This window comes from Candidatus Sulfotelmatobacter sp. (genome assembly GCA_036500765.1).
Classification (GTDB): Bacteria; Acidobacteriota; Terriglobia; order Terriglobales; family Acidobacteriaceae; genus Sulfotelmatobacter.
The window spans coordinates 198,368-220,897 of the sequence record DASYBM010000016.1 but is presented as its reverse complement, the minus strand read 5'-3'; the positions used below and the strand labels follow the sequence as shown (position 1 = coordinate 220,897).

Here is a 22,530-nt window from a genome sequence, read left to right as displayed (position 1 = left end):
GACAATTGCACCGCGAATCGGGAGCCGCGACAAGTAACTAGAGTTCAGGGGCGAGTTGGGTTGTGGGGTTAAGAAACGCCGCGAGCTGCGCTCGAAGGACAGCCGGGGCGCGGCTGTCCCCACATTCTTACCTATGTCCAAACACTCTTTATGTCTTCTCTTAAGAACGAAACCAACAGATTACGGAGTGAGCTCAAACACCACTCCGCAACCGTAATAGTTGGCGCAACTGCCCTTGCCCCCAGCCGAGGTTGTACCGAAGAGATTGCCGGCGCTGTCGCGGGTCAAGCCCGCCATGGGCCAAATTCCATCGATGAATTCATTCCCAGTGTTGAAGCTGTGAAGCAAGCTATAGACACCGTGGCTGCTCACTTTAAAAACACCACCCCACTGAGCAGCTCCGCCGTAGAGCGTCGTGCCGTAGAGATTACCCGCCGGATCCAAAACCAAGGTCGAGATCGGACCATAACCAGTATCGACATAGGCGAAGTTGTAGAGCACAGTCAAACTACCAGACGGGTTGACTTTGAAGACCGTACCGCAACCGGTGTGTCCAGGATCGCAATTCAGGTTACCTCCTGCGGAGGTTGTGCCATAGAGGTTGCCTTGAGAGTCGCGGGCCAAGCCGGCATCCGGGAACGCGCCGTCGGCACCGTCAGTAAAGGAGTACAGAACTGTCTCATAGCCGCTGGGGTCAACTTTGAAAACGGTTCCGCAGCCCTCGCCTCGACCGCAACTAAGATCGCCGCTTTTTAAGGTGGTGCCGTAAAGATTTCCCTCGGCGTCAGTAACTGGAACGACAGAGTATGGAAGGGAACCGTCTGCCCCACCGGTAAAGCTGTAGAGAACGCTCTCAACGCCGGTGGGAGTAACTTTGTAGACGGTGCCGCAGCCGCCCGAGCATCCGGTACCACCCTGATAAGTCGTACCGTAGAGGTTGCCTGCTGCATCCGCGGCCAGACCAGCTAGCGGCTGCGCGCCATCGGCTCCGCCGGAAAAGCTGTGCAGGATCGTCTCCTGCCCTGTCGGACTCAGCTTGAACACCGTTCCACAACCTCTCACGAAGAAAACGAAGCAATTGTAATCGCCGCCATTCTGCGTGGTGCCGTAGAAATTGCCCGCCGCATCCTGAATCAAAGGACCGATGGTGGGAGTTCTGCCGTCTGGGGTCGTGTTCGTGAAGCTGTACAGGGTGCTCTCGTTGCCCTGACTGGTAAGCTCGAAAATATTTCCGAGCTTCGAGGGACCGCCGATTTGCGTGGTGCCGTAGAGGTTGCCGTTCACATCAAGCAAGGCAGAAGGATTGCCGCCGCCTGGCTGATTTGGGAAGCGCAGGAGGATTTTGAAGGTTTGCGCTGATGCGGGAGCGGCGAGGAGAAATGCAGCCACAGAACAAAGAAGGAGCGATGGAATGCGCTTCATGGGAGATACCTCCGCGAGAAGCGAATTTTAGTATGCGTCTTTTGGGCTGGATAGAGTCTTTCCGCTCCGTGACGGTAATTGCACAGTGGGTATGACCATTCATTACCACCTTGGAGAACCTATCCCCGTCCCTCCGGGAGTCGGTCCCGTCACTCGTTTCTCGGATGCGGCTTCACGCCCAGTAGGTGCGGTCGAGGCTGCGGTATTGGATGGCTTCGGCGATGTGTTTGGGTTCGAGATTGGTCGCGGCTTCGAGGTCGGCGACGGTGCGGGCGACTTTCAAGATGCGGTCGTGGGCGCGGGCGCTCAGGCCTTGCTGGGTCATGGCGCGTTCGAGCAGGCGTTCGCAGTCGGTGGAGAGTTCGCAGTGAGTGCGGATATGGCGGGAGGACATTTGCGCGTTGCAGTAAAGTTTTTCGCGGGATGCGGAGAAGCGCGTCAGTTGCTTGTGGCGGGCGCGGATTACGCGTTCACGGATGGTGGCGGAGTTTTCGGGTTCGTGGGTGGAGCGCATCTCTTTATAGTTTACAGCGGGGACGTCGATGTGGATGTCGATGCGGTCCATGAGCGGGCCGGAGATTTTTGAGACGTAGCGCTGGATCATGGGCGTGGTGCACTGGCAGTCGCGGGTGCGGTCGTTGTGGAACCCGCAGGGGCAGGGGTTCATGGCGGCGGCGAGCATGAAACGCGCGGGGAAGGTCAGCGACATCGATGCGCGGGCGATGCTGACCGTGCCATCTTCGAGCGGCTGGCGGAGGACTTCGAGGACGTTGCGGGGGAATTCGGGAAGCTCGTCGAGAAAGAGCAGGCCGTTGTGGGCGAGGGAAACTTCGCCGGGACGCGGGATCACGCCGCCGCCGATGAGACCGGCGTCGGAGATGGTGTGGTGGGGCGAGCGGTAGGGGCGGGTTCCGACTAGTCCACTGCCCTGGTCGAGCACGCCGGCGACGCTGTGAATCTTGGTGGTTTCGAGGGCTTCTTCGAAAGTGAACGGAGGCAGAATCGTCGGCATGCGCTTGGCCAGCATGGTTTTGCCGGAGCCGGGCGGCCCGATCATGAGGATGTTGTGGCCTCCAGCGCAGGCGATTTCGATGGCGCGCTTGGCGGTCTGCTGGCCGCGGACATCTTTGAAGTCCACGAAGAATTGTTGAGATTCGCGCAGGAGCGAGTCACCGTCGGACTTGATTGGGACGATGCCGTTGCCCGAGTTGACGAAGTGAATCACGTCGAGCAGCGAGCGCACGGGATAGACATCGAGACCCGAGACCATCGCCGCTTCTTTGGCGTTGGCCTCGGGGACGACCATGCGAGCGATCTTTTTTCCGCGGGCTTCGATGGCAATGGGGAGGGCTCCACGAACGCCGCGGACGCCGCCGTCGAGCGAGAGTTCGCCGACGAAGAGGCAGTCGCCAATATCTTTTTTGGTTAAGCCCCCATACGCGCCGACGATGCCGAGGGCCATGGGCAGGTCGAAGCCGGAACCTTCTTTCTTGATGTCGGCGGGGGCAAGGTTGATGGTGATGTGGGTGGGCGGAATGTCGTAGCCGCAGTTCTTGAGGGCGGCGCGGACGCGGTCGCGGCTCTCTCGCACGGCGGCGTCGGGCAGGCCCACGGTGTGGAAATGGTCCTGATCGCACTTGATGCCGGAGCAGTCGACCTCCACCTGAATAATGTTGGCGTCGATACCGTAGACGGCGGCGCTGAGAGTCTTGTAGAGCATGGGCAGTTCGCGGATCCAGATCCCAGAGAACGCGAGAAATGGGGCACCCGGGCACACTAGGGCTTAGCCTCGCATTGAGGGCCAGGTAGATACATTACGGGTGCAGGAGCGGCGCTGGCTGTGACGGATGTCACTAAGGGCTGTGGAAAAAGCCGCGCCTTTGAGGTCCCGCGCCGGGATACTGACGAGTAGATTTCTGGTTCCCCCCCAAGCTTCCAAAGACGTTTGTACTTCTCCGTACGTATAGAATTAGGTGACCTCAGTAAAGGATGGCCTTTCGGGAATGACCCTCAACCCAGTGAACACCCCGCCTACGCCACGCCCTCCCGGAAAGCTGGAACGAGAAGAATCTCAGCTATGGCGATGGGTGCTGGGGTTCCTGATATTTCTTTCGGTCGCTCTGACCGCGCTGCTGTGGGAACGCCTGGAAAACATTCCTTACTCGCTGCGTGCAATTCCGATCGGCGTGCTGGTCCTTTCCGTGCTGTTTGCCGTGTATGCCTACGGGCGACGGCGGGAAGTCGGCGAACTCAAAGTCTTGCTGCGCGGTTTGCAGGAGCACGTTGGCGCAGCGCCATCTGAAGAACAACTGGATCAGCTCAGCCAGGTGATCATGCGGTCGCAACGCAACTTCAAGGAGTTGATCGACTCCTTCGATGACCCGGCATGCGCGGTGTCGCTCGATGGCTCCTTGCGGACCGTGAACAAGCGCATCACCGAATTGACAGGATTGACTTATACCGAACTGGTAGGGCGGAAGGTCTACGACTTGATTGAAGAGCCATCCCAGGAAGAAGTGGAACACGGCCTGGGACGATTTCTGGAGAAGAAACGCTGGGCGGGAACGGTGCGCTTGCGGCTGAAGAGAAGTGCGCGGCCGCTTTACTTTGAATCCGTGGTGAATGCGATTGTCAAAGGCGACGAGGTGGTGGGCGCAAGCATTCTGGGCCGCGATGTAACCGAACTGCGCGAAAAGGAATTGCGTTTCACCGAATTATTCGAAACCTTGCAGGAGGGCGTGTACTTCAGCTCGCCCGAAGGTGAATTGCTGGACGCCAATCCCGCGCTGGTGAACATGTTGGGATATGCGGAGAAGAGTGAACTGCTGACGGCCGAGGCAGCGGCATTGAATTTCGACGCGGGCCAGGCCGTGCTGGGGCGCGCGGTTGACGATCGTGGCGGCGTGCGCACGCGCGAGGTCAAACTGCGGCGCAAGGATGGAAAGGCGGCGGTCTTTCTGGATTCGTCGCGGGCGGTGTGGGACACGTCGGGAAACATTATTCGTTACCAGGGAACGCTGGTGGACATCACAGAAAGGCGGCGGATGGAACGGCAACTGGCGCAGCAAGAGGAGTTTCGCGGCCGGCTGCTGGAAAGTTTTCCGGATCTGATTTTGGTGGTAGATCTCGAGGAGCGCTATACCTTTGTCAGTTCGAGGGCGCGTGATCTTCTGGGCTACGAGCCGCAGGATATGCTGGGAAAGAAGATATCGGAACTGGACGATCATTCGCCGGAGCTGGCTTCTCTTTACCACGACGTGGTTTCGGGCCAGCAAGTTTTCGCATCGGCAGAATATGGAGCGAGGCACCGCGATGGAAGCTGGCGGACCATGCGCGCCTCGGGCAGCCAACTCGTGGACGCCGACTCGAAGATCAGCGGCGTAATTGTTTCGGTGCGCGATATTACGGTCGAACGAAAGCTGGAACAGCAGGTCGTGCAGAGCGAGCGACTGGCGGCAATGGGAGCGATGATTGGGGGTGTCGCGCATGAATTGAACAACCCCTTGACCAGCATCATGGGCGTGAGCGAACTCCTGCAGGACACCGAGACGAACGAAACCTCTCGCAAGCAACTGGCGATGTTGCAGCAGCAGGCGCGGCGCGCCGCGGAGATTGTGCAGAACCTGACCTATTTCTCGCGGCCACCGGCGCCGGGCAAGAGCAAGATCAATCTGGTGGAAGTGGTGGAGCGCACGTTGAATCTGCACGCCTACTCACTGCGCAAGAACAATATTACAGTCGATTTTCTAAAAGAAACCGGGGTGCCTTATGCGCTGGGGGATCCGCATCAGCTAATGCAGATTTTTCTGAATCTGATTCTGAACGCGGAGCAGGCGATCCGCGATGTGCGGGACAAGGGGACGCTGCGGATTCGATTGGGCAAGGGCGAAGGCACGGTGTGGGTGAGCTTTCACGACGACGGGCCGGGCATCCCGAAGGAAAATTTGCCGAGCATTTTCGATCCGTTCTACACCACGAAGAGGCCGGGACGCGGCACAGGATTGGGCCTGAGCATTTGCAAGTCGGTGATGAAAGAGCATAACGGCAGCGTGGAGGCAGCAAATTCTCCCGAGGGAGGAGCGGTGTTTACGGTGACGTTGCCGGTGGGGGCATTGAGTTAAGGCTTCTTCTCGGCGGTGTAGGTCATCGTGCCGCCGCGTTGCTTATCTGCGGATTCCACTCGCATCGACTTTCCGTCTTTGGAGACCGTAAAGCGGGCAACGGTCATCACTGTTCCGTCCTGCTTGTCAGTTTCCTCCATCGTGTATTCGTCAATGGGCCGCAGCGAAACCGTGGCGTGGCCATCTCTGTCGATGGCATAATCTTTGCCGTCAAACTTCGCTTCGTAACTTTGGCTGCCATCGGAAATCTTCATTCCGTCGGCGGTGCTCTGGTAGGTCGTGATCGTTCCTGCTGCTGTGGCGTTCTCGACCGTCTGCATGCTCCATTTCCCCGAGAGCGCGTGCGTGCCGGCAGGACCCTTGGCCACGCGTGTAAAGCCCGCTTTGCCCGTGACGGTTTCCGCTTCACCGATGTTTGTGAAATCCTCAGCCATGGTGAAACCGTCTTGAGACACGGTTTCGACGCAACTGAATGTGGGCAGCCCATCTTTTTTCATGGTGAACTTGACCGCGTGATCGTCGACGATGCGCACGGTAATTGTGTCGAAGTAGGGGTGACCGGCGACTTTCTGGTCGGTCCCGTCCGCCTTTACGTCAACTTTCGGGACGCAAGTCAGGCAGTGGTACATGCCTTTGTCGATGACATATTCTTCGGGTGCGCCGGCAAATTGCAGAGTGTCCATCTTCATTTCCCACGTTCCGTCGAAACGGCTTTGGGCCAGGGCGGCAGAGATTAGCGATAGGAGGAGAGCGAGATGCTTCATGGGATCACGGTTTGGGACGCAGGATTTCGATACGGGGCTCGCGGGCTTCGCCCCGCTCGAACGGCCGAGGCGGCCGTCGCCACCTGGGCATTTGCCAGCGATCGCGCATCTTGGCCACATGAGCATTGCCAGCGGCTACACATTCTTAGCGCTCTTACTTAGCGCTCGACGGCCATGGCTACAGCGTTACCGCCGCCGAGACAGAGGGCGGCGATGCCGCGGTGGACGTCGCGGCGGATCATTTCGTAAATCAGCGTGACCAGGACGCGAGCACCGCTTGCGCCGATGGGGTGTCCGATGGCAACGGCTCCGCCATTAACGTTGACTTTGTCGGGATTCAGGCCAAGTTCGCGCATCACGCCCAGCGCCTGTACTGAGAAGGCTTCGTTCAGTTCGTAGAGATCGACGTCTTCATTCTTCCAGCCTGTTTTTTCCCAGATAGTGCGAACTGCGCCGACGGGGGCCATCATCACCCACTTGGGTTCGACGCCGCTAGTAGCTTGCGCCACGATGCGGACCATGGGCTTCGCGCCGAGTTCCCGTGCGCGCTTCGCACTGGTCACGACTACGGCCGCAGCACCGTCGTTGACGCCAGGCGCGTTGCCAGCGGTAACAGTTCCGTCTTTCTTGAAGGCAGGCTTCAGCGATCGCAGCACTTCGATGGTCGTGTCTTCGCGAGGGCCCTCGTCTTTATCGAAGATGGTGAGCGGCGCGCCTTTCTTCTTCGCAGGAATCTCGACAGGAATAATTTGTGACTTAAACCGGCATTCTTTGATTGCAGAGAGCGCCTTGCGATGTGAGTTCAGCGCGAACTCGTCCTGCTCTTCGCGGGTGATGCCATATTTTTCGGCGACGTTCTCGCCGGTGATGCCCATGTGGTAGTCGTTGTAGATGTCCCACAAGCCGTCGTGAACCATGGAGTCGACGATCTGCGCGTTGCCCAGACGATATCCCTTGCGCGCTTGCGGCAGGAGATAGGGGGCGTTGGTCATGGATTCCATTCCACCGGCGACGACTACGGAACTGTTTCCGGTCTGCACCGCTTGCGCGGCGAGCGCGACAGATTTCAATCCCGAGCCGCATACTTTGTTTATTGTCATGGCACCTGTCGCGGGAGAGAGTCCGCCGTAAATGGCAGCTTGCCGCGCGGGATTCTGGCCGAGTCCAGCGGTGACGACGTTACCCATAATGCATTCGTCGATTTTTGCAACCTCGACACCGGATCGTTTGACTGCCTCACGCACGACGAGGGCGCCGAGTTGCGGCGCGCTGAAATCGGAGAGGCTGCCCTGAAATTTTCCCACCGGCGTGCGGCAGCCGGAAATGATAACTATATCGTCAAAAGAGGCCATGAATCACGCTCCCGCGAAGATCTCGCGCTACTCATTATAGATGTAGGGGCGCTGGAATGCGTCGCACACAGAGCGAGGACCGAGCCGGAGTGGAGGGATCGAGGCGAGGAGGAATCTTCTGTGAGATCGCAACCGTCGAGCGAATCGCGCGGGTGCTCAACTGACGAAATCGCGGGCGACGCGGTGCCACGCGAAAATTTCTTCTTGAGTCTTGTTGTCGACGCTCTCTCGCTGTGACTTTGGTATCACGACTTGCGCAGAGCGATCGTCATTTTTCTCTTGACTTCATTTTTCATTAACTCTATGTTTCAAATAGTTGCAACAGAACATCGCTGCAACATTTTCCATGAAAAATGGAAGGGAGAATAGAACCATGGCAACCAAGAAAAAGGCAAAAAAGAAAAAGAAGCATTAAGAAGTTTTGTAAAAGGCAAAAAGGGGACGCTCAAGAGCGTCCCCTAAGTTTTTGTGCGCGCTAGGTTGCGCGAACCGTCGCAATTTCCGCGTTATGCGGAATCCGCTTCTCTTTCTCGGGACACAGACTGCGGTAGGCGCAAAAATTGCAGTGATTTCCGGGCTTCGCGGGAAAGAGGCCATCGGCAATTCCCGCGGCCACTTTTTCCACGAGCTCGCGGGCATTCATTAATTCGGATTCCGCGCGAGTCGTGATCACCGGGACGTTCTCTTCCAGGTTGTGAAAGATGAGAGCGCTGACCTTGTATCCCCACTTTTCTTTAGCGGCGATCGCATAAAGCGACAACTGCAAACTCTTATCGGCAATTTCCTGATCGCGCGCCTTTCCCGTCTTGTAGTCGATGATAGCGACCGTGCCGTCGGGGCGACTGTCGATGCGGTCGATTCTGCCTGCGACCGTGGTCTCGCCGATCTTGATCTCAAAAGTCTCCTCGGTATGCAGCACCTGTTCGGCGGGGATGGATCGCGCTGCAGCCAGGAAGTCGCGTAACTGAGTGAGGCCCAACTGCTCGTAGAGTTCGTGCTGGTAGGATTCCTGGATCCTGGCATCGACGAGATCCTGCCGGAAAAGGTCCAGCAACTCTTCGTCGGTCTTCGGGCGTCCGGCGCGGATGGAATCGAAATAAGTCTTGAGGACGCGATGAACTGCGGCGCCGTACTGCATAGCGGCGGCCGGCTTGGCGGGAATGCGCCAGTCGCGCTCCAGCTTGAATCGAAGTCCGCAGCGCTCATAGGTGTCGACCGCCGAGGCGCTGAGGCGTTTGTGTAGTCCCTCGAGCACCGGCAATTCGAACCAGACGTTCGTCTGCGACTCGGCTGGAAAAATAACGGACGTGCCAGCCGTGATGTCAAGCGTAGCCTGCGCGCCCGCCGCCGGAGTGGCTCGAAACCAGCGGTCAAGCGAACGATTCGCCATCAACTTGCGCAGATATCCGGTGGGAGTTTTATCGGTCTTTCCTTTGCCTTCGTTAGCGTAGATGTGCAGCGAATCGCGGGCGCGGGTCATGGCGACGTAGAAGAGACGGCGTTCTTCCTCGTCGTGCAGCGTCTTATCGTCGGCGCCGGTCTGGGAGTCAGGATCTCGCAGCTCCCGCGGGAAAGCCACCAGCGTTTCCTTGAAAAACGTAGGGAAGGAGGCCGAGTTGGCGCGGAGAATGAATACGTGGGGAAATTCCAGACCCTTGGCTCCGTGCACTGTCATCAGTCGAACCGCGTTTTCGGTCTCGACCGGCTGAAGAGGAATCGGGCCACCAGCCTCGCGAAAATATCCGAGATAGTCGACCAGTTCTTCCAGTTCGGTGGTCTGGTTAAGCGCCTTGCCTTCCCATCCGGACACGAAGTTCAGAGCGGATTGCAAAATGGGCGAGGCGGCGTCGAGCACAAATTGCTGCACGATGACGTCGAGGGCCTGGCGCGCTTTCGCTTGCTTTTGCAGAATTTGCTGGCGGCAGCTCTCGATAGCGGACAGTACGGCCGCGCCCCCATTGACGCGGTCGAGGACTGAAGAGAGCGGCACGGCTTTGCCTTCGCGGTTATCGCGCGAGATCGCCCGCAGAACCTGACGCAGTTGCTCGGGATCGACGTGGAAGCAGGGCAGGGCGGCGACGCGAAACAGGCTGACGTCGTCGGCGGTGGAGACAACGGCGTTGAGGCAGGCGAACAAGTCGCGTACTTCCGGCGTGTCGGAGATGTCCATGCTTTCGATGACAAACGGAATCTCGGCTTCAGCCAACTCCTGGACGACCTCGTCACGGTGACTATGCGAGCGGTAGAGGACGCCGAAGTCGGACCATTTGCATTTCGACTTCTTCTGTGCGTCGCGGATGAAACTGACCAGATCGGGCCCCTCGGCCTTCTTGCTGGCAAGAATGATCGCCGATACCGGAGGGCTGAAAAGTTGCGTGCCGGCAGCGACGGCTTCTTCTTCGCGAGCCGACAGCAGGGGCGAGCGCTGATAGGCCAGAGCAGCGTCGGGATGTTTCGTAAACACAGACGGATTGTCGTCGATTACCGCAAACGCAGTTCGGAGGATCGGCGTGGTGGAGCGCCGATTCTTGTCGAGGACTACGAGTCTGGCCGCAGGGAATGTTCGACGAAATAATTCGAAGGCTTCGCTGGAGGCTCCACGAAAACGATAGATGGATTGGTCGGGATCGCCGACGGCGAACAGATTCCCATCGGGGCCGGCGAGACGGGAAAGAATCTTGATCTGCGCGAAGTTGGCGTCTTGAAACTCGTCGGCGAGAATGAAACGGGCGCCGCGGCGAGCCTCGGCAAGCACGGCTTCATGGTTGTGCAGCAGCGCATGCGCGCGGGTGATCATGTGGCTGAAGCTGCCAAGATTTTCGTCCAGGAGCCAGCGCTCCATGGTGGTGAAGATGCTGGAGATCTCGCGGCAGCGCCCGAGAACTTCGTCGCGCTCCAGAACGTTCTTCGATTTCATCACGCGTGGGACGGGAACTTCGCCGCGTTCAAGTTGATCGACGTACTGCGCATAGCGCTCGGCGGTCACCAGTTCGTCGTGACAGCGGCTGACGAACTCCAGAAGATCATTGAGAAACTGGCCGATATTGGCGGCGCGGATGTAGTGCTTGAGATGCAGGTCGCGAATGCGACGGCGTAAATAGATCCACAGATCTTTTTCGTCGAGCACGCCGAAATCCCGGTGGACCCGCTTCAGCAGCTTGAGGCAATAGTCGTGAAAGGTCAGGGCCTTTACCGCTTTACTCCCCAGCAGCTTGCTCACGCGTTCCTGCATTTCATCGGCGGCATTGACGGTGTAGGTGAGGGCCAGGATTTCTTCGGGATGGGCGTGACCTTCTTTCACCAGGCGGGCGATGCGGTTGACGAGCACCGATGTCTTTCCTGTGCCTGCGCCGGCAACCACCAGCATGGGTCCGTGGACGTGTTCGATGGCCTGGCGCTGACGATCGTCGGGAATAAACGCGGCGGGGCGGGAGTTAGACTTTGGCGGCATTGCGCTCAGGATACCATTCGCGGGAAAGAAGGTGCGGACTGGATGCACCGACAGATTCGGGTGGGATGCCTCGACATTTTCTCGCTATAGTCGCGGCGGGCAGGACGCTCGACCGGACCTCCGTCGGGACGGCGGCGCTATGTAAGGGCGATCGCTACGGCAGAGATGGCGGCGGTCTCGGCGCGGAGGATTGTCGGGCCGAGTGACGCCGAAATCCATCCGTCTTTGTGAAAGAGCTGTAGCTCGTCATGGGCCCAACCGCCTTCGGGACCGATGGCTAGAGCGATCTGCTTTGAAGAACGGTCCAGGACATCGCGCAGCATCGTTTGGTGTTCCGATTCGGCGAGGACAATTCGCAAGGCGCTGGGCTCAAGTCCAATCGCGTCTGCCAGCTTGATTGGCGACGCAATCTCGGGTGGAACGGCGCGGCGCGATTGTTCGGCGGCCTGAAGGGCGAGCCTGCGCCAGCGCTCGGCTCGCTTGGCTGCGGCCTGGGCCAGGTGCGCGTCGGTGCGGCGCGCGATCACAGGAACGATTTGCGCGACGCCGAGCTCCGTGCATTTCTCGATCGCCCATTCCATTCGATCAAATTTGAAGATAGCGAGCAGCAAGGTGAGGTCGGCGACGAGAGCGGAGGCAATTTGTTCCCCGAGTTCGAACGCGACGCGGCTGTCTTCAATTTGTGCGACGCGTCCCAGGCGCACGACGGGGCCGGTTGCGATGTCAAATTCCTGGCCGACGCGGGCGCGGAGAACGCGAATCAGATGATCTGCGTGTTCACCGGTCACGGCGGCGTGCGTCTCTGAGAATTCGTCGGCGATCCATCGGCGTCGGGTCATGCCATCAACGGCGTACGGCAGCGCCTAAAGGCGCGATTCAATTGTCGGCGCGAACGGCATCGCTGAAGCGATGCCCTGATACGAATCTGATTCTGCCATGATGCGAATCTGATTCACCTAGTAATTGAACACGTCCGAAAAACCCCTACCCGAACATGCTATCCGAACATGTCTTTCACTTTTCCGAGCAGCGAGCGCAACAACGGCTGATTATCGACCTTCGCGAGCCCATCGAGTTCCTGCAGCAATTCCTTTTGGCGCTTGTTCAGCTTAGTCGGAACCTGCACGCGGAACTCAACGTACAAATCGCCCTTCCCGTGACTGTTCAGCACGGGCACGCCTTTGTTGCGGATGCGGAAGGTTGCGCTGGGCTGCGTGCCTTCGGGAATTTTAAGAGCGTGCTCGCCTTCCATCGTCGGCACTCGAATCTCCGCGCCCATAGCGGCTTGTGTGACGGATATCGGCACGACGCAGTGCAGATCGTTGCCTTCGCGGGCAAAGAAAGGATGCTCTTTGACATGCAGCACGACGTATAAATCACCGGCGGGCCCGCCGAACTGGCCCACTTCGCCTGCGCCCGCAAAGCGGATGCGCGTTCCGTCTTCAACACCCGCGGGAACTTTGGCGTCGACCGTGCGCTGGCGCAGAATGCGGCCTTCGCCCTTGCACTTCGGGCACGGATCGGTGATGACATTACCGGTACCCTGGCAGGTGGGACAGGTGCGAGCAATGCTGAAGAATCCCTGCTGGTAGCGCACTTGGCCGCGCCCGTTGCAGGATCGGCAAGTCGCAGGTCCCTTGCCCGGCGCTGAGCCAGCGCCATGACACTCTTCGCAGGCTTCGTGGCGGCGAACCGTAACGCGCGACTCTGTACCGAAGAATGCTTCTTCGAATTCCAGAGTCAAATCTTCGCGCAGATCGGCGCCGCGTTGAACCCGGCTGCGTTTTCGTCCGCCACCTCCGCCGAACATGTCTCCGAAGCCGAAAAACTCTCCGAAGATATCGCTGAAGTCCTGGAAGACCGTGGGATCGAAGCCTGCACCTTGGCTCGCGCCGCCGAGTCCGGCGTGGCCATAGCGGTCATATACGGCGCGTTTGTCAGTGTCGGCGAGCACGGCGTAGGCCTCGCTGACTTCTTTAAATCTTTCTTCCGCATCCGGATTATTGGGATTGCGGTCGGGATGGTACTGAAGCGCCAGCTTGCGATAGGCGCCTTTCAGTTCCACTTCGGTCACCGTGCGGGTCACGCCCAGGACTTCGTAGTAGTCGCGTTTTGCGTTCGTGGTCAGAATGAAAAACCTTTCTTGAACGTCTGGCAATGCCCGCTTCGTCGTGCCGGACTCCCCAGCGGCTAAAGCCGAGACATGCTTTCAGCCTAACGGCACGACTGAAGTCGTGCCCTTCCCAGCGCCATATCGACCCCGTGCCAAATCGTTCCAGCGCCATATCATCTCAGCACCATATCGATCCAGCGCCGTATCTACTTTAGGAATTCTTTGCGACCTTCACCATCGCGGGGCGCAGCAGGCGATCTTTAATCTTGTAACCGCGCTGCAATTCCTCCAGCACCTCGTGGTCGGGAGCGTCAGTGGTTTCCACCATTTCGATGGCCTCGTGCACATGCGGATCGAACTGTTCGCCCTTGGCTGGAATCGCGCGGACGCCCAGTTTTGTCAGCGCATCCTGCAACTGCCTATAGATGAGTTCGACTCCGCTGCGAAAATCGCCCGGTTCCGACTTCACCTGTAACGCTCGCTCGAAGCTGTCGAGCACCGGCAGCAGCGGCCGGATGGAGTCGGCGGCGGCGTAGTCGCGAAAATCCTGTTGCTCTTTCGTCGCCCGGCGGCGGGCGTTTTCGAATTCGGCTTGCGCGCGCGCCAGGCGGTCGAGTAGAGAATCGCGCTCGGCCTTCAGCTTTTGCAACTCAGCTTCCGGTCCTGCCAACTGGCCGACCGTGGTTCCGCCGCCAGCGGATTCCCTGGGATTCTCGTCGCCATCGGCGGGAGGAAGTTCGTGATCTAAATGAAGTTCCGTCATTTCTCTTTCCGATTGTCCGTTTGCTTTCTTCATAACTACCTGCGTATTACTCCGATTCGTTCAGGATCTTGTCGAACAGCCGCGCGATGTAGGAAACCGCGGTCATCGTGTGCTGATAATCCATGCGCGTGGGGCCGATTACGGCCAGCGAACCCATGACTTGGTTGCCGGAGTGCGCGGGAGCACCAATTAGAACGAAATTCTGCATCGACGGCAAAGTCTGGTCGAGGCCAATCACGACTCGCACCGCTTCCTGCTTTACATCGAGATAAGCGCCGAGCAACTGGACGACTTTTTCCTTTTCTTCCAGCGTCTTCAGCATTTCCTGAAGGCGCTGGCGGTCTTGATCTCCTGTAACAAGGTTCGATGCGCCCTCGATGAAAACGACTTGCGAGCCCTGCTCGTGGGCCAGCGCGCCTTGTTTATAGAGTTGCTCGATCGAGTGCATCAGGCGATCGTATTCGCTGCGTTCCTGCTCCAGGCGGCGGGCGAGTTCGGCGCGCATCGACTCCATGGTCCAGCCGCGGAAGTTTTCGTTGATGTAGCGGGCGGCCATGTCGAGTTCCGACTGCGACAGATCGAGCCGCAGCACGCGGTCGCGGACCAGGCCGGAGCGCGTGACCAGCACGGCCAGCACTTTCTGATCGCCAAGGCGCGAGAAATATACGTGCTCAAGCGCGTTCTTCGGACCGCTGGTCGCGACAGTCACGCCGACGTTGCGCGAAATCAGCGAGAGCACGTGCGAAGTGCGCTCCATGAATTCCTGCACGTCGGTGACGCCGGCCAGCGAGTCGGAGATCATAGCCTCTTCCTGCGGCGCGAGGCGGGCGGTGCCGGAGATCTGCTCGACGTAATAACGATAGGCCTCGGTGGTCGGAATGCGGCCGGCGGAGGCGTGCGGCTGCTCGAGGAATCCGGCGTCGGAGAGGTCGGCCATCACGTTGCGGATGGACGCGGGGCTCAGGCCTTCGCGATTCGAGCGCGCAAGCGTGCGCGAGCCGACCGGCTCACCGGTCGAGATAAACGTCTCGACCAGCGCGGTCAGGATTTCGCGTTCGCGCGTTCCGATATTGGGGTCAGCAGGCATACGGCGCTTGTGTCAGTTATATCAATCGCAGCGGCGGAGGGGGAGATACCGCTACGATTCATTCTACCTAACTATATTTAGATGCAGAAGGTTGGGTTTCGGAGCAAGGGTGCGCCGTTTGGATTCCGGACGAGGGGTGACTTTCAACCTTTCGACCCCAGATGACTCTAATGCGTGACGCGGAAAGTGCTGCTGCTGGTGAGCGTGCCGCTGGGAGTCGTGACGACGACCGGGCCAGTCGTTGCGCCGCTCGGAACAATCGCTGTCATGTACGTATCAGAGACGACCTTGAAGCTCGCAGCTGCGACGCCGTTGAATGTCACAGCCGTTGCGCCCCTGAGCCCTTGTCCGAGAATCTGTGCGGATTTCCCGACCTTAGCAGTCGGCTGCACGAAGGCGATGAACGGACCGATCCCGCCATTTAGGCGGAAGACCGCGCCCTCCTCGCCCGTCCCACCCCCGATCGTAATGCCATAGAACATTCCGTTGGTATCTTGGGTTAGCCCGCCGTAAAGACCGCCTCCGTCAGCACAGTCCACCTCGGAACAAAAATAATGCAGCATAGTCAGTACCCCCATTGGGGCAAGCTTGAAAACTGTTCCGCAGCCAGGTGTAAAGAGGCCGCTGCAGTACCTGCCAGCGCCTCCTTCCCAAGTTGTTCCGTAAAGATTCCCATCAGTGGCCCCAATGAGAGGAGCGGTTGGAAATTTCCCGTCACAGAAGTTGTAGATAGTGGTCAGAGTACCGGTGGGTGTGATTTTGAAGGCTGTGCCCGTTCGTTCTCCGTAGTAGCAGGTGTAGATCCCGCCACTCTCCGTTGTTCCGTAGAAGTTCCCGTCGGTGGCTTGCATCAAGGCGGCCGCTGGCGTTTGGCCATCGATGCAGTTTGCCTGGGCGCAAAAATTATAAAGCGTCGTTAGTTCTCCTGCGGGCGTGATTCGGAAGATTGTTCCGCCGCTGTAAGCTCCGCCTTGAGCGGTTGTCCCGTAGAGATTTCCATCCGTGCCTTGAATTACACCGCCATTCGGATTCCACCCGTCCGCGCCAGTAAAGCTGTGCAGCGTGGTAAACCCTTGCTTCGGACTGATCTTGAAGATCGTCCCGCAACCCGGAACATACAGATTGGTACAGTTCCCGCTGCCACCGTATTCTGTCGTGCCGTAGAGGTCGCCGTTTGTCCCTTGCGTCAAGGCTCCGGCGGGATTCGCGCCATCAGTGAGAGCAAAATCATGGAGCGTCGTCAGCACCCCATCCATGGTGATCTTGAAGACCGTTCCGCAGTCCGTGCTGCAGAGACCGAAGCCCCACGTGGTGCCATAGAAGACTCCGTCTGTGCCCAGAAGCAGCCCCGCATAAGGATAAGCGCCATCGGGGCAAGTGTCCCCCTGAGCGCAGAAGGAGTAAAGACTCGTTATCGCACCGCCAAGGCTCATGCGGAACACCGTGCCAAAGCGACTCGACCCTCCAGTCACTGTGGTTCCGTACAGATTGCCGTCCGTCCCCTGTACGAGAGAGACGTATTGTGGATAGGAGCCGTTCGTCCCGTTGAAACTAGCGAGCGTTTTGAATTGTGCCGACGACGAAATGGTGAGTGCCGTGCAGAACGCAGCGGCGAGGCACGCCGATCTTAAGAACGACGGAGTGCTTCGCAGGACGATTCGATTCACGGTATGCCCCTCTTCTGCGCGACTTCCGCGCCCGGATGCGCAAGCGATTGTACATCTCGGGGAGGATGCCGGGGAGGGTGAAAGAACTTGCAGGTTGTGGGTCTACTGATCCGATGCGCGCTGACATGCAGAACAGGCAATGACAGTTGTTGATCCCCGACTTCCCACGCCCCGAGGCGCATTAGTGACAAAGGTTCCGCCCCTTCTCGTAAATCGAGAGTGAGCGTATCGTCAGATGTTCACTGGGTCTAACTGCACAGCCATGAAAGCTAAACCACACATCGCAGTCATCGGCGCTGGAGCTTTCGGGGGGTGGACGGCGCTGCATCTGCTGGAGCGCGGGGCGCGGGTTACGCTGCTGGACGCGTGGGGGCCGGGGAATTCGCGGGCGTCTTCGGGCGGGGAGACGCGGATCATGCGCGGGACTTACGGGCCCGATCAGCCTTATACCGAGATGGCGGCGCGGGCGCTCAAACTGTGGGCGAAGTATGAGCGGCGCTGGAAGCGGCAGTTTCTGCATCGCACGGGCGTGCTGTGGATGGCTTCGGGGAATGACGACGGGTTCGAGCGGGGATCGATTGAGTCGCTGGGGGCGGCGAAGATCAAGTTTCAGGAACTGTCATCGGCGCAGATGAGGAAGCGCTGGCCGCAGATTAACTTTGAGGGGATTACGTGGGGCATCTTCGAGCCGGAGTGCGGATATCTCGACGCGCGGGCCAGTTGTCAGGCGGTGGTTGAGGCATTCGTTGCGGCGGGCGGCAAGTATCGGCAGCTCGCGGTATTGAAGGAAGGGCTGGAGGGCGGTGTCGAGCATGGGAAGCCGCTTGGGCTGGCGCTTTCGGACGGTTCTCTGCTGAAGGTCGACCGCTATGTGTTTGCCTGCGGGCCTTGGCTGGGCAAGCTATTCGCGCAGGCGATTGGCAATCTCGTGCAGGCTACGAAGCAGGACATGTTTTTCATTGGCACGCCTGCGGGGGACGATCGATTCAGCGACGAGTATCTTCCTGTCTGGGGAGATCATCGTGGACATTTTTTCTATGGCATTCCTGGCCGGGGTGATCGCGGATTCAAAATCGCGGACGATACGCGAGGGCCGGCGTTCGATCCAACTTCGGGGGAGCGCGTGGTCTCGCAGGAGACGTTGAAAGGCGTTCGCGAGTATCTTGGCTTTCGCTTTCCTGCTCTGAAAGATGCGCCGCTGGTGGAGACGCGCGTTTGCCAGTATGAGGAGACTCCGGATGGGCATTTCATCATCGACCGGCATCCGCGGAGCGAGAATGTTTGGATTGTGGGTGGAGGGTCGGGGCACGGGTTTAAGCATGGGCCGGCTCTCGGGGAGACGGTGGCGGAGTTGGTGCTGAAAGAGCGTGAGGCCGATGCGATTTGGCGGCTGGCGAGATTCAGACCCAAACCCGCGTTGTCATCCTGAGCGGCGTTCTTGGCCGCGAAGGACCTATGCATTTGCCGACTGCATCGGCGCCGTAGACGAATGCATAGATCCTTCGCCGCCAAAAGCTGCGGCTCAGGATGACAAAGGATGAATGGCTATCACGTTTGTGCCGTAGTCAAAATCCCCACTCTAACGTCGCAAAAGGCGCGACGTTAGAATGGGCCACCCAGAGCTTTCTATTGAATCTGAATCACGCTGGCGGGGGCGTTGGCTCTGATTTCCGTTACCCGCGCTACTACGTTCCGGGCGAATTCGTAGATTGACTTGGCATGGGGGGAGTTCTCGCCTTCGAGGACGACGGGGGTGCCTCCGTCGCCGGACTTGCGGACTTCGGGGTCGAGGGCGATGTTGCCCAGGAACGAGACGCCGAAGCGCTCGGCCATTTTTTCTGCGCCGCCGCGGGAGAAGATGTCCACCTCGTGCTGGCAGTGCGGGCAGGTGAAGTAGCTCATGTTCTCGACCACGCCGACGATGTCAACTTTCATCTGCCGAAACATTTCGACGGCCTTGCGCGCGTCTTGCAGCGAAACGTCCGACGGAGTCGAGACCACCACCGCGCCCGTGAGCGGCACGGTCTGCACCAGCGAGAGCGCGATGTCGCCGGTGCCCGGCGGCAGATCGACGACGAGGTAGTCGAGCTGTCCCCATTCGACGAGGCCAAGGAACTGGCGGACGATCTGGTGCAGCATGGGGCCGCGCCAGATGATGGGCTTGTCGCCGGGATTGAGGAATCCGACAGAAATCGTTTTCAGGCCGAAGGCTTGCAGCGGCTCAATGCGGTTCTCGCCCACCATCCGCGGCTGGTCGTTGACGCCCAGCATGAGCGGGACGTTGGGGCCGTAGACGTCGGCATCGAGCAGGCCGACTTTGTGGCCCATCTTGACCAGAGCCACGGCCAGGTTCACCGCCAGCGTGGTCTTGCCGACGCCGCCCTTGCCCGAACCGACGGCGATGATGGCGTCCACGCCCGGCAGCGGTTGCGGGCCCTGGGCCGCCGGGCCTTGGGGGTGCTGATGCGGGGTATGTGCGCTCAAAGGAGTATGCTCCGGGGATGAATTGAGGAAATAAGGACCAAATGTCGATTATACAGGCCTGGGAAGCAGGTCGGGAGTCGACGCAGGCCGCCATTCCGGCAAGGGCCTTGATCGCGTCTTGGCTTCCGCAAACGGTGGACGGCGGGACTACAATCTTCGATGGAGCTTCATGATGATCAAGCGATTTTGTTTTCTGTTTTTTGTGGCGGCCGCCGCGATAACGGTGGCGGCGCAGACTGAGCCGCTGCTCACTTCAGTGAACATGCCGAAGTATCCTCCATTGGCTTGCCAAGGACGAGTCGAGGGAGTCGTGACTTTAACCTTCACTTTGCCGCCTAACGGAGCCGAGCCAACAAACGTTGAGGTAGTTTCCGGTCATCCGATGCTCAAGAGCGCGGCAGCGGAGAATCTGAAGTCGTGGCGCTTTGAAAATCCCTATGCTGTCGAACGGAAGTACGAAACGACATTCAAGTACCGCCTCTCGGGAGTAGAAGTCGCGGGGGCAAGAAGGGTAACCGTTACTTTTGAGTCGTTTCATCGGGTGGAGATCGTGACGGATATCGCTCAGGCGACCGTGAACTATTAGAATGCGAATCACCGTGGAACTGGACGACGATCTCGTACAAATGGCGGAGGAGTTCACTGGCATCGCGGACAATACAGACCTGATCCGGGAAGCGCTCAAGGCGCTCATCGAGCGCGAGAGTGCGCGACGGTTGGCGTCTCTAGGTGGGACCATGCCGGGATTGAAGAATCCTCCACGCCGGAGGGCGAGCCGGCGCTAAAGCCCTGTTTAACTTCTCGGCTGATTTACGGCACGGCTGAAGCCGTGCCCTTCCACGAAAACCCCTTGCGGCGCTGAAGCGGCGCTCTTTCAAGGCGACTTTTATCTAGCGCGGAACGCGATGCGGATGGCAGGGCTTCTGCGAAAGTCAACCCTTCTTGCGCCGCCGCTCCAACTCAGAACGCCGAATTTCGCGACGCCTTCCGGCATCATCATAGCGGCGCTGTTGCTCTTCGGTTTCGGGAATCACGGGGGCGACCTTCAAGTGCTTGCCAGCGCCATCGACGGCTACGAAAGTCAGGTACGCGGAAGCGACGTGCCTGGCGGTGTCGGCGATGTAGTTTTCGACAAAGACTTTCACGCCCACTTCCATCGAACTATGAAAGACGCGGTTGACCGAGCTGCGCAGAATGACAAGATCGCCCACGCGCACCGGAACGAGAAAGTCGATGTGGTCGACGGACGCCGTGACGACGTAGTTGCGCGAGTGCCGATGCGCGGCCATGGCTCCGGCCAGATCGATCCAGTGCATGAGGCGTCCGCCGAGCAGGGCGGCGAGAGGATTGGCGTCATTCGGCAATACGATTTCGGCCATCTCGGATTGCGAATCGCGGACTGGCCGGGGCGCCAGCGGGTCTGTCATGTTGGTCTTCCTTTCGTAAATCGGCCTTTCGTAGTGAGGACGTGTTTCGCTCGGTGTCGATTTTCAGACTCCGAGATCAAGCTCGCTTTTTGAGGTATGACTCCAGGAAGCATTCGGCCATTTTCTGGATGCGGCCGTCGGAGTGTCGCCTGACCCAGGAGGCGCGCGACAAATCGAATTCCAGATCGCCGTCTTCGACCGGCCGATGATCTTTTTCGCAAACGTAGCGGAGAATCAGCACACGGGCCGGACCGGCGGTGCCAGCGTCGGGCGGCAATCGGTTCGCGCCCGAATCGGCCGGAGCGGAGACGGCGAAGCGCACCGCATCCCACACGCGTTCCGTGGGCGACCAACTGCAACGGCTGGCGTAACCCAGATTGCAGAATGACTCCAAAACGTCTTGCGCCGGAGTTTCGCCTTCGTGGCCGAGAGCAGTGCAGTGCCCACACCATCCGCCGCCGAGCGGCAGCCGCGCAGGATGCGGCCACGAGCCGTTTTCCAGTCTCGTCGTCGGCATGAAATAGGGGCAGGCCAATTCTTATCTCTTAAAAATGTGAATTTGTCGGGACTCGCAATTGTAATCAGTTGAGCGAAGTCTGGCCAGTTCAACTATGCTGACGGACGTGAAGAACTTTGGCTTGCGCGCCGCACCGGTTAAGCGGGAGATCCTTCACTCCGCCTGAAGAACGGCTTCGCTCAGGATGACAATCCTAGTCTAGAAAGCTAAACTGCAATAATCTCAACTAGTCGCTAGTCACAAGCCGCTCAGCTTATGGGCCGTATTGCTACGCTCAATGAAATTTTGACGGAGAATCCCAAAGACGCTTTCGCGCGTTACGGGCTCGCCATGGAGTACTCGAAGCAAGGCGACTTCGATCGGGCACTGGCCGAGTTCGCGATTCTGTTGGAGAGCCATCCCGAATATACGGCGGGATATTTTATGGCGGCGCAAACCCTGGTGCGAGCCGAGCGTGTAGAAGACGCGAAAAAGATGCTGCAGGACGGCATCGCCTCGGCGCAGCATACCGGCAACCTGCACGCGCAGTCCGAGATGGAAGCGATGCTGGCGGAACTCGGGTAGCTCCCTACCCTGGTTACGAGCTTCTTTCTACCCGTCGCGTATATTTCTGTGTCGTACAATTCTGTGTCGTATCAGCGAACCCGTTCGGCCTGAGGGCTCCGGCACTGGAGACTTGGTGGCCCTGCTTCCCTTGTTCCCGCTCGAAGTCGTGCTGCTCCCCGGCACTCCCCTGCCCTTGCACATTTTCGAGCCGCGATACAAAGAGATGATTGGCGAGTGCCTGGCCGCCGATGCACCTTTTGGCGTGATCCGTGCCGTGAAGGATCGAATTGCTGATGTGGGATGCACCGCCGAGATCATTACAGTGACGAAAAAGTATCCAGACGGTCGTATGGATTTGGTTGCAGAGGGGCGCAAGCGCTTCGAAGTTCTCAGGCTGAACCGAGAACGGTCGTTTTTGCAGGCAGACGTGTTGCTCATAGTGGACGAAAACAGCGTCGCGAGTCCAGAGGGTAAAGCGCGAGCCATTCAAGCTCACTCGAAGATTCTCGCCCTGGCTGGAAGCGTGCAGGATCTTTCAGACCTAGATCACAAGGAGTTGTCGTTTTATCTTGCGGGTTCGCTGCCGCTCGATCTTGACTTCAAACAGAAGCTATTGAGGATGCGCTCCGAACATGACCGCATCCAGGAGGTTGCGGCCTACCTCGAAGGTATTCTGCCGAACCTGCGCCGCGCTGCGCGGGTGCGGCAAAAGGCCGGGGGCAACGGGCATGCGGGTTAGGCGAGGGGTGCAGGTCTGTGGCACGAAAACGTGCAAACGCGGCGGCGCGTATAATCTCATCAAGTTGTTTGTGGGGG

Annotated in this window: 19 protein-coding genes; 6 read left to right on the top strand and 13 right to left on the bottom strand. The window is 58.9% G+C overall.

Going from position 1 to position 22,530, the window contains the following annotated elements; all coding sequences use genetic code 11:
• Nucleotides 1–180: 180 nt before the first annotated feature.
• Together VGM18_18030 and VGM18_18025 are read right to left on the bottom strand one after the other, a co-directional pair.
• Nucleotides 181–1,422 carry a choice-of-anchor tandem repeat GloVer-containing protein gene (locus VGM18_18030; GenBank protein HEY3974911.1) on the bottom strand — a complete coding sequence of 414 codons (1,242 nt, stop codon included), beginning with the start codon at nt 1,420–1,422 and terminating at the stop codon, nt 181–183.
• A 172-nt stretch (nt 1,423–1,594) separates the two neighbouring features.
• A complete protein-coding gene (locus VGM18_18025) occupies nt 1,595–3,142 on the bottom strand; it encodes a YifB family Mg chelatase-like AAA ATPase (protein ID HEY3974910.1) in 1,548 nt (515 codons plus the stop codon).
• Between the two features lie 283 nt (nt 3,143–3,425).
• On the opposite strand from VGM18_18025, the gene VGM18_18020 reads away from it, so the two are divergent.
• Entirely contained in the window at nt 3,426–5,543 is a 2,118-nt protein-coding gene (locus VGM18_18020) for a PAS domain S-box protein (GenBank protein ID HEY3974909.1), read from the top strand.
• Here the strand turns inward: VGM18_18020 and VGM18_18015 are convergent.
• The 8 genes from VGM18_18015 to VGM18_17980 all read right to left on the bottom strand — a co-directional run bounded on the left by VGM18_18015 (nt 5,540) and on the right by VGM18_17980 (nt 16,740).
• Complete coding sequence (locus VGM18_18015) at nt 5,540–6,307, bottom strand: hypothetical protein (GenBank protein HEY3974908.1); 768 nt, start codon at nt 6,305–6,307, stop codon at nt 5,540–5,542. The two genes, VGM18_18020 and VGM18_18015, sit on opposite strands and share 4 nt — an antisense overlap.
• A 158-nt stretch (nt 6,308–6,465) precedes the next feature.
• Nucleotides 6,466–7,659, bottom strand: a complete 1,194-nt coding sequence (locus tag VGM18_18010; protein ID HEY3974907.1) for an acetyl-CoA C-acetyltransferase — start codon at nt 7,657–7,659, stop codon at nt 6,466–6,468.
• 475 nt (nt 7,660–8,134) lie between these two features.
• Nucleotides 8,135–11,110, bottom strand: coding sequence for an ATP-dependent DNA helicase (locus VGM18_18005; protein ID HEY3974906.1), 2,976 nt, complete (start codon nt 11,108–11,110; stop codon nt 8,135–8,137).
• Between the two features lie 137 nt (nt 11,111–11,247).
• Nucleotides 11,248–11,949 carry an RsmE family RNA methyltransferase gene (locus VGM18_18000; protein ID HEY3974905.1) on the bottom strand — a complete coding sequence of 234 codons (702 nt, stop codon included), beginning with the start codon at nt 11,947–11,949 and terminating at the stop codon, nt 11,248–11,250.
• Between the two features lie 158 nt (nt 11,950–12,107).
• Nucleotides 12,108–13,268: a molecular chaperone DnaJ gene (gene dnaJ, locus VGM18_17995; protein HEY3974904.1), complete on the bottom strand. Its 1,161-nt coding sequence runs from the start codon at nt 13,266–13,268 to the stop codon at nt 12,108–12,110.
• A gap of 166 nt (nt 13,269–13,434) precedes the next feature.
• Nucleotides 13,435–13,986 carry a nucleotide exchange factor GrpE gene (grpE, locus tag VGM18_17990; GenBank protein ID HEY3974903.1) on the bottom strand — a complete coding sequence of 184 codons (552 nt, stop codon included), beginning with the start codon at nt 13,984–13,986 and terminating at the stop codon, nt 13,435–13,437.
• A 46-nt stretch (nt 13,987–14,032) separates the two neighbouring features.
• Complete coding sequence (gene hrcA, locus VGM18_17985; protein ID HEY3974902.1) at nt 14,033–15,073, bottom strand: heat-inducible transcriptional repressor HrcA; 1,041 nt, start codon at nt 15,071–15,073, stop codon at nt 14,033–14,035.
• Between the two features lie 167 nt (nt 15,074–15,240).
• A complete protein-coding gene (locus tag VGM18_17980) occupies nt 15,241–16,740 on the bottom strand; it encodes a choice-of-anchor tandem repeat GloVer-containing protein (protein ID HEY3974901.1) in 1,500 nt (499 codons plus the stop codon).
• Between the two features lie 262 nt (nt 16,741–17,002).
• On the opposite strand from VGM18_17980, the gene VGM18_17975 reads away from it, so the two are divergent.
• Nucleotides 17,003–18,169, top strand: a complete 1,167-nt coding sequence (locus VGM18_17975; protein HEY3974900.1) for an FAD-dependent oxidoreductase — start codon at nt 17,003–17,005, stop codon at nt 18,167–18,169.
• A gap of 197 nt (nt 18,170–18,366) precedes the next feature.
• Here VGM18_17975 and VGM18_17970 read toward each other — a convergent pair whose 3' ends face one another.
• Nucleotides 18,367–19,224: an Mrp/NBP35 family ATP-binding protein gene (locus VGM18_17970; protein HEY3974899.1), complete on the bottom strand. Its 858-nt coding sequence runs from the start codon at nt 19,222–19,224 to the stop codon at nt 18,367–18,369.
• Between the two features lie 169 nt (nt 19,225–19,393).
• On the opposite strand from VGM18_17970, the gene VGM18_17965 reads away from it, so the two are divergent.
• Both VGM18_17965 and VGM18_17960 read left to right on the top strand, forming a co-directional pair.
• Complete coding sequence (locus VGM18_17965) at nt 19,394–19,810, top strand: energy transducer TonB (protein HEY3974898.1); 417 nt, start codon at nt 19,394–19,396, stop codon at nt 19,808–19,810.
• 1 nt (nt 19,811) lies between these two features.
• Nucleotides 19,812–20,009, top strand: a complete 198-nt coding sequence (locus VGM18_17960; GenBank protein ID HEY3974897.1) for a type II toxin-antitoxin system VapB family antitoxin — start codon at nt 19,812–19,814, stop codon at nt 20,007–20,009.
• 147 nt (nt 20,010–20,156) lie between these two features.
• Here VGM18_17960 and VGM18_17955 read toward each other — a convergent pair whose 3' ends face one another.
• Nucleotides 20,157–20,651, bottom strand: coding sequence for an acyl-CoA thioesterase (locus VGM18_17955; GenBank protein HEY3974896.1), 495 nt, complete (start codon nt 20,649–20,651; stop codon nt 20,157–20,159).
• 76 nt (nt 20,652–20,727) lie between these two features.
• Nucleotides 20,728–21,168, bottom strand: a complete 441-nt coding sequence (locus tag VGM18_17950) for a hypothetical protein (GenBank protein HEY3974895.1) — start codon at nt 21,166–21,168, stop codon at nt 20,728–20,730.
• 255 nt (nt 21,169–21,423) lie between these two features.
• Here VGM18_17950 and VGM18_17945 point away from each other — a divergent pair, with 255 nt between their 5' ends.
• Both VGM18_17945 and VGM18_17940 read left to right on the top strand, forming a co-directional pair.
• On the top strand, nt 21,424–21,732 hold the full coding sequence (locus tag VGM18_17945; GenBank protein ID HEY3974894.1) for a tetratricopeptide repeat protein: 309 nt from the start codon (nt 21,424–21,426) through the stop codon (nt 21,730–21,732).
• Between the two features lie 115 nt (nt 21,733–21,847).
• On the top strand, nt 21,848–22,453 hold the full coding sequence (locus VGM18_17940; GenBank protein HEY3974893.1) for an LON peptidase substrate-binding domain-containing protein: 606 nt from the start codon (nt 21,848–21,850) through the stop codon (nt 22,451–22,453).
• The last annotated feature ends 77 nt before the right edge of the window (nt 22,454–22,530 follow it).

Bases quoted from the DNA above. Each gene is read 5' to 3' on its own strand.
- VGM18_18030 (HEY3974911.1), bottom strand. From the start codon at position 1,422: ATGAAGCGCATTCCATCGCTCCTTCTTTGTTCTGTGGCTGCATTTCTC.
- VGM18_18025 (HEY3974910.1), bottom strand. From the start codon at position 3,142: ATGCTCTACAAGACTCTCAGCGCCGCCGTCTACGGTATCGACGCCAAC.
- VGM18_18020 (HEY3974909.1), top strand. From the start codon at position 3,426: ATGACCCTCAACCCAGTGAACACCCCGCCTACGCCACGCCCTCCCGGA.
- VGM18_18015 (HEY3974908.1), bottom strand. From the start codon at position 6,307: ATGAAGCATCTCGCTCTCCTCCTATCGCTAATCTCTGCCGCCCTGGCC.
- VGM18_18010 (HEY3974907.1), bottom strand. From the start codon at position 7,659: ATGGCCTCTTTTGACGATATAGTTATCATTTCCGGCTGCCGCACGCCG.
- VGM18_18005 (HEY3974906.1), bottom strand. From the start codon at position 11,110: ATGCCGCCAAAGTCTAACTCCCGCCCCGCCGCGTTTATTCCCGACGAT.
- VGM18_18000 (HEY3974905.1), bottom strand. From the start codon at position 11,949: ATGACCCGACGCCGATGGATCGCCGACGAATTCTCAGAGACGCACGCC.
- grpE (HEY3974903.1), bottom strand. From the start codon at position 13,986: ATGACGGAACTTCATTTAGATCACGAACTTCCTCCCGCCGATGGCGAC.
- hrcA (HEY3974902.1), bottom strand. From the start codon at position 15,073: ATGCCTGCTGACCCCAATATCGGAACGCGCGAACGCGAAATCCTGACC.
- VGM18_17975 (HEY3974900.1), top strand. From the start codon at position 17,003: ATGAAAGCTAAACCACACATCGCAGTCATCGGCGCTGGAGCTTTCGGG.
- VGM18_17965 (HEY3974898.1), top strand. From the start codon at position 19,394: ATGATGATCAAGCGATTTTGTTTTCTGTTTTTTGTGGCGGCCGCCGCG.
- VGM18_17960 (HEY3974897.1), top strand. From the start codon at position 19,812: ATGCGAATCACCGTGGAACTGGACGACGATCTCGTACAAATGGCGGAG.
- VGM18_17955 (HEY3974896.1), bottom strand. From the start codon at position 20,651: ATGACAGACCCGCTGGCGCCCCGGCCAGTCCGCGATTCGCAATCCGAG.
- VGM18_17950 (HEY3974895.1), bottom strand. From the start codon at position 21,168: ATGCCGACGACGAGACTGGAAAACGGCTCGTGGCCGCATCCTGCGCGG.
- VGM18_17945 (HEY3974894.1), top strand. From the start codon at position 21,424: ATGGGCCGTATTGCTACGCTCAATGAAATTTTGACGGAGAATCCCAAA.